Here is a 5,587-nt window from a genome sequence, read left to right on the forward strand (position 1 = left end):
AAATGTATAGCTGACCCACCGTTATCGCAGGCAAGCCAGCTCCCACAATAACCTCGTGGTGTCAGGCGGCCCGCTCTTCCCCCGGGTTGCGCAGGAAATAGCGCTTGTACTCCCGACTGAACTGCGACGTGCTCTGGTACCCCACCTTGTGCGCCGCCTGCGCCACGCTCATGCCTTCCACCAGCAGCAACTGCTGGGCCTTCAATAGCCGCAGGCGCTTGAGGTACTGCACCGGCGATAACAAGGTGCAGCGTTTGAAATGCTCATGAAAGGTCGACGCACTCATGTGCGCATACCCGGCCAACGTCTCGATATTCAGCGGCTCGGCGTAATGGGCATGCAGGTGATTCAATGAGGTGGCGATGCGCGAAAACTGCCCCTGTTGTTCCACCAGCGCACGCAGCACATCGGCCTGAGGCCCACGCAAGGCGGTGAACAACAATTCGCGCACCCGCGCAGGCCCCATGATCCGGCTTTCCAGCGGATCGTGCAGGCACTGCAACAACCGCTCGACGCAGCCGCGCATCGTATCGTCCAGCACCACCGAACTCATCGACTCCAAGGTCTGCGCGGTCGGCGGCGGCCCGGCTTGCATGCCCATGGCAATCACCAACTCGCCCAACACCACGCGGTCGATGCCTACCGTCACGCCATACAACGGCGCCTCGGGGGCCATGGCAAAGGTCTCGCATTCGAACGGCACCGGCATCGCCTGGATCAGGTAATGCCCGGCGCCATACTCCAACGTGCGCGGGCCGAGGTAGGCGACCTTGCTGCCCTGGGCCACGAACATCAGGCTTGGCTCATAGATCTGCGGCCCACGCGCCACATCGCAACTGGCGCGCAGCACCTGCACGCCGGGCAGGTGAGTCGGGGAAAAACCGTCGCGGGGCGTGAGCCCTTCGATCAAGGCAACCAGCGTGGCATTGGCGTCCAAATGGCGGGTCAACAGCATGGCAAAAAACTTCGCGGATGAGGGATGACAGCATCATCGCAGGTCTGGCGGCCAATATATCCAAACCTCAGGCACTGCCGGACGAATAGGCATGAGACTCGGAGCAATTGCCATGTTCGCGCCCCCAGGCCGGCGCGCAGAATTTGCCGCCTCTGCAGTCCAAGCTTTTGTGAGGTTTACTATGTACACCGCCATCGGTTACGCCGCCCAGTCGGCCACCACGCCCCTCGCCCCGATGTCATTTGAACGCCGCAGCCCACGCGTCGATGACGTGGCCATCGAGATTCTCTACTGCGGCGTGTGCCACTCCGACATCCACCAGGCGCGCAACGAATGGGGCATCGCCGTGTACCCGCTGATGCCGGGCCACGAAATTGTTGGCAAAGTCACCGCCGTCGGCGCCAACGTCACCGCGCATAAAGTCGGCGACTTGGTGGGCGTAGGCTGCATGGTGGACTCGTGCCGCCACTGCGAAGCCTGCCAATCAGACCTTGAGCAGTATTGCCTCGAAGGCCCGACCATGACGTACGCCACGCCAGACCGCGTGGATGGCAGCAACACCATGGGTGGCTACTCCGACAGCATCGTGGTCAGTGAACACTTTGTGGTGAAGATCCCGGCCAAACTCGACCTGGCCAGCGCTGCGCCGATCCTGTGCGCAGGCATTACCACCTACTCGCCCTTCAAGCACTACGGCGTGAAAGCCGGCGATAAAGTCGGGATCCTCGGCATGGGTGGCCTGGGCCACATGGGCATCAAGTTCGCCAAAGCCATGGGCGCCGAAGTCACGTTGTTCACGCGCTCGGCCAGCAAGGCCGAGGAAGGCCGTCGCCAGGGCGCCGACCATGTGATCGTGTCCACTGATGCCGAGCAAATGAAAGCTGCTGCCGGGCACTTCGATTTCCTGCTGGACACCATCCCGGTGCAGCACGACCTGAACCCCTACCTCGATGTGCTGCGCTTTGACGGCGTGCATATCCTGGTCGGCCTGATCGAGCCGGTGGACCCACCCGTCAACGCTGCCAAGCTGGTGCTGGGTCGTAAAGTCTTGGCCGGCTCGCTGATCGGCGGCATTGCCGAAACCCAGGAAGTCCTGGATTTCTGCGCCGAGCATGGCATTACCTGCGACATCGAGATGCTCGACATTCGCCAGATCAACGAAGCTTATGCGCGCATGATTGCCGGTGATGTGAAGTACCGCTTTGTCATCGACATGGCGAGCCTGAAAGCCTGATCAGGCCTTGGCGCCCAACTCCGCTGACAGCCGGGCTGCGACCTGTTTGATCACAGGGATCAGTTCGGCCATTTTCTCCAGCGGCATATAGGGCACCGTACTGGCAATGCTGATGCCGGCGACAATGCGCCCGCTGGCATCGCGCACCGGTGCGGCCACGCAGCGGATCGAAGGTTCGTTGTCTTCGAGGTCAAACGCGTAGCCACCCTCGACATACTCATGCATGCGCTGTTCGAACTGCGCCCAGGATTGCTCCGGGTGCTGCGGCCATTGCAGGCTCTTGCCCACCGCCGGCAAGCTCGCCTCGTACAAGCGCTGCCACTCCTGCGGCGAATCATCCAGCATCAACGCCTTGCCGATACCGGTGCGCGCCAGCGGCATGCGATGGCCGACCCGCGAGCGCATTTCCGGCCCATTGCGGCCGGGGTTCTTGTGCAGGTAAAGCACCTCGTCGTACTCACGAATCGCCAGGTGAATGGTATCGCCGGTCAGCGCCGACAACTCATCCAGGTAGGGCACCGCCAGGTTCACCAAGGGCAACTCTTCACGGGCCTGGAACCCCAACTCGATCAGCTTGGGCCCCAGCAGATAACCGACCTGGGGCACCACGCGCAGGTAACGCTCGTCCACCAGGCAACTGGCCAGGCGGTGCGTTGTGCTGCGCGTGGTGCCGATGCGCCGGGCGATCTCCTTGAGATCCCGCGCACCAGCCGCCACCGCTTGCACCACGCCCAGGCCGCGCAACAGGGTCTGGGTGCCGGTGGGGGCGGCGTCTTTGACGGGGGTGTGGGCGTTTTCCTGCATATCGGGCCTATAAGTATGAAAGCGGGGGCATTATGGCAAATACCGCCCTCTTGAACACAGGAGATCCAAGCTGGGAGCTGGCTTGCTGTGGCGAGGGAGCTTGCTCCCGTTCGACAGCGCAGCTGGAGCCGGCTTTTGGGGGCGCTTCGCACCCCAGCGCAAGCAAGCTTGCTCGCCACAGCAAGCCAGCTCCCACAGTTTGATCTTCACAGGGCGACCATTAGCGTTGTTTCATGCGGTCGATTATCACCGCCAGCAACAGGATCGAGCCACGAATCACATATTGGTAAAAGGTATCGATGTTCTTCAGGTTCATCGCATTCTCGATGATCGCCAGAATCAACACCCCGGCAATCACATGGCGGATCATGCCGATACCGCCGCTCAACGACACCCCGCCCAGCACGCACGCCGAAATCACCGTCAGCTCGAAACCCTGGCCAATCATCGGCTGGCCCGAGGTCATGCGTGACGCGAGGATCACCCCGGCCAAGGCGCCGATCAAACCGTGCACGGCAAAGATGATGATCTTGGTGCGATCGACATTGACCCCGGCGAGCAACGCCGCTTCCTGGTTGCCGCCAATGGCCATGGTGTTGCGCCCATAGGTGGTGTAATTGAGCAGCCAGCCAAAGAACACAAAGCACAGGACGGTGATGATGATCGGCACCGGCACGCCCAGCAGCTGGCCGTTGCCGAACACGAAGAACCCTTCGTTCATCACCCCCACCGCCTTGCCGTTGGAGAAGATGTAGGCCAGGCCACGTACGATCTGCATGGTCGCCAGGGTGGCAATCAACGCATTGATGCGCAGCTTGGCGATCACAATGCCGTTGATCAGCCCTACCACCAGGCCCATGGCCAAGGCCGCCGACACGCCGAGTACCACGCTGTCGGTGTCACGCATCACGATGCCCGCCACCACCCCGGCGCAGGCGATCACCGAGCCTACCGACAAGTCGAAGTGCCCTGAGGCCAGGCAGAACAACATGGTGCACGCAGCAATACCGACAGTCGAAATCGCCAGGCCCAGACCGCGCATGTTCAGCGGTGAGAGGAAGTTATCGATGAACACCGCGCTGAGCACAAAAATGCCCAGTGCCGCCAGCAGCATCACCCAGTCATCGAGAAATTTGCGCTGATTGAAACCCAGCCAGAAACCCTTTGCAGTTTTTACCTCAGACATAGCCAAACCCTCTTGTTCTTGTTCAAGCCCGCGACTGTGGCAGCGCCAGTTGCAGCAGGCGTGCTTCATCCGCTTGGGCGCGGGGCAACTCACCGGTCAAGGCGCCTTCACTCATCACCAGGATGCGGTCGGAGATGCCCATCACCTCCATCAGGTCGCTGGACACCACGATTACCGCAATGCCATTGGCCGCCAGGTTATGGATGATCTGGTAGATCTCCGACTTGGCGCCGATGTCGATACCCCGGGTGGGTTCGTCCAGCAGCAGGACCTTCATCGGCATCGACAACCAGCGGCCAAGGATGGCTTTCTGTTGGTTGCCGCCGGACAGGTACATGATCTTCTGCGCCGCGTTCGGCGTTTTGACCCGCATCGCCTGGATCTGCCGGTCGGCGTTAGCTTTCTCCCAACCTTCGCGCAACAGCCAGCCAAAGGTGGAATGGGCACCACGGGCGCTGATGTTGATGTTTTCGGCGACGCTGCCCAGCGGGATGATGCCCTCTTTCTTACGATCCTCCGGACACAGCAATACCCCGGCGGCGATGGCGTCGCGGGGTGAGCGCAACTGCAACGGCTCACCGCACAGTTCCAGGCTGCCGGCACTGGCGCGCTCCAACCCACTGAGCAGGCGAAACAGCTCGGTACGCCCCGCGCCCACCAGCCCGAACAGGCCCAGGATCTCGCCCTTGCGCACCTCAAAGCTGATCGGTTCACGCAGGCCAGGACCGAGCAAGCCGTCTACCTTGAGCGCCACTTCGCCCTGCTCACGCGGTCGGTAATCGTAGATATCCTGGATATCGCGACCGACCATGCAGGTCACCAGTTGATCGTGGGTCAGCGTGTTCATGTCCTCGAACGTACGCACGTAGCGACCGTCCTTGAAGACCGTCACTGCGTCGCAGATACGGAACACTTCTTCCATACGGTGCGACACGTAGAGCACTACTTTGCCCTCCTCGCGCAGGCGCGTGATGATGGCCATCAAGCGGTCGATTTCCCGCGCCGAGAGGCTACTGGTCGGCTCGTCAAAGGCGATCACATGGGCGCCACGGGACAGCGCCTTGGCGATTTCCACCAATTGGCGCTGGCCCAGGGACAGGCGCCCGAGTTTTTCGTCGGGGTCGATTTCATCGGCCAGCCCCTTGAGGCAGGCCAGGGCCTGCTTGCGCAGCAGGCTCCGGTTGACCACGCCAAAGCGCGTGGGTAAATGCCCGAGGAACAGGTTCTCGGCCACGCTCATTTCCGGCACCAGGTGCAGCTCCTGGTGAATCACCGCCACACCGCTGGCGATGCTGTCGGCGGCGCATTTGAAGGCCATGGTCTGCGCGCCGATCTGCACCGTACCGCTGGACGGAATGTAGGCGCCGCCGAGGATTTTCAGCAGGGTCGACTTGCCGGCGCCGTTCTC

5 protein-coding genes are annotated in these 5,587 nt (G+C 61.8%); 1 reads left to right on the forward strand and 4 read right to left on the reverse strand.

The genetic code is table 11. From position 1 onward, the window contains the following. Nucleotides 1-61: 61 nt before the first annotated feature. Nucleotides 62-955 carry an AraC family transcriptional regulator gene (locus ACTJLA_RS26700; protein WP_054922615.1) on the reverse strand — a complete coding sequence of 298 codons (894 nt, stop codon included), beginning with the start codon at nucleotides 953-955 and terminating at the stop codon, nucleotides 62-64. 181 nt (nucleotides 956-1,136) lie between these two features. Here ACTJLA_RS26700 and ACTJLA_RS26705 point away from each other — a divergent pair, with 181 nt between their 5' ends. Further along, nucleotides 1,137-2,189, forward strand: coding sequence for an NAD(P)-dependent alcohol dehydrogenase (locus tag ACTJLA_RS26705; RefSeq protein ID WP_440842471.1), 1,053 nt, complete (start codon nucleotides 1,137-1,139; stop codon nucleotides 2,187-2,189). Here ACTJLA_RS26705 and ACTJLA_RS26710 read toward each other — a convergent pair whose 3' ends face one another. The 3 genes from ACTJLA_RS26710 to araG form a co-directional block, all read right to left on the reverse strand. Then, entirely contained in the window at nucleotides 2,190-2,993 is an 804-nt protein-coding gene (locus tag ACTJLA_RS26710) for an IclR family transcriptional regulator (protein WP_034126746.1), read from the reverse strand. 220 nt (nucleotides 2,994-3,213) lie between these two features. Beyond that, nucleotides 3,214-4,179 carry an L-arabinose ABC transporter permease AraH gene (araH, locus tag ACTJLA_RS26715; protein ID WP_259284615.1) on the reverse strand — a complete coding sequence of 322 codons (966 nt, stop codon included), beginning with the start codon at nucleotides 4,177-4,179 and terminating at the stop codon, nucleotides 3,214-3,216. 22 nt (nucleotides 4,180-4,201) lie between these two features. Continuing rightward, nucleotides 4,202-5,587: L-arabinose ABC transporter ATP-binding protein AraG (araG, locus tag ACTJLA_RS26720; RefSeq protein ID WP_440842474.1), on the reverse strand; the 1,386-nt coding region annotated here is incomplete at its 5' end.

The organism is Pseudomonas sp. 22072 (genome assembly GCF_052046095.1).
Lineage (GTDB): Bacteria > Pseudomonadota > Gammaproteobacteria > Pseudomonadales > Pseudomonadaceae > Aquipseudomonas > Aquipseudomonas paracarnis.

Bases quoted from the DNA above. Each gene is read 5' to 3' on its own strand.
- ACTJLA_RS26700 (WP_054922615.1), bottom strand. From the start codon at position 955: ATGCTGTTGACCCGCCATTTGGACGCCAATGCCACGCTGGTTGCCTTG.
- ACTJLA_RS26705 (WP_440842471.1), top strand. From the start codon at position 1,137: ATGTACACCGCCATCGGTTACGCCGCCCAGTCGGCCACCACGCCCCTC.
- ACTJLA_RS26710 (WP_034126746.1), bottom strand. From the start codon at position 2,993: ATGCAGGAAAACGCCCACACCCCCGTCAAAGACGCCGCCCCCACCGGC.
- araH (WP_259284615.1), bottom strand. From the start codon at position 4,179: ATGTCTGAGGTAAAAACTGCAAAGGGTTTCTGGCTGGGTTTCAATCAG.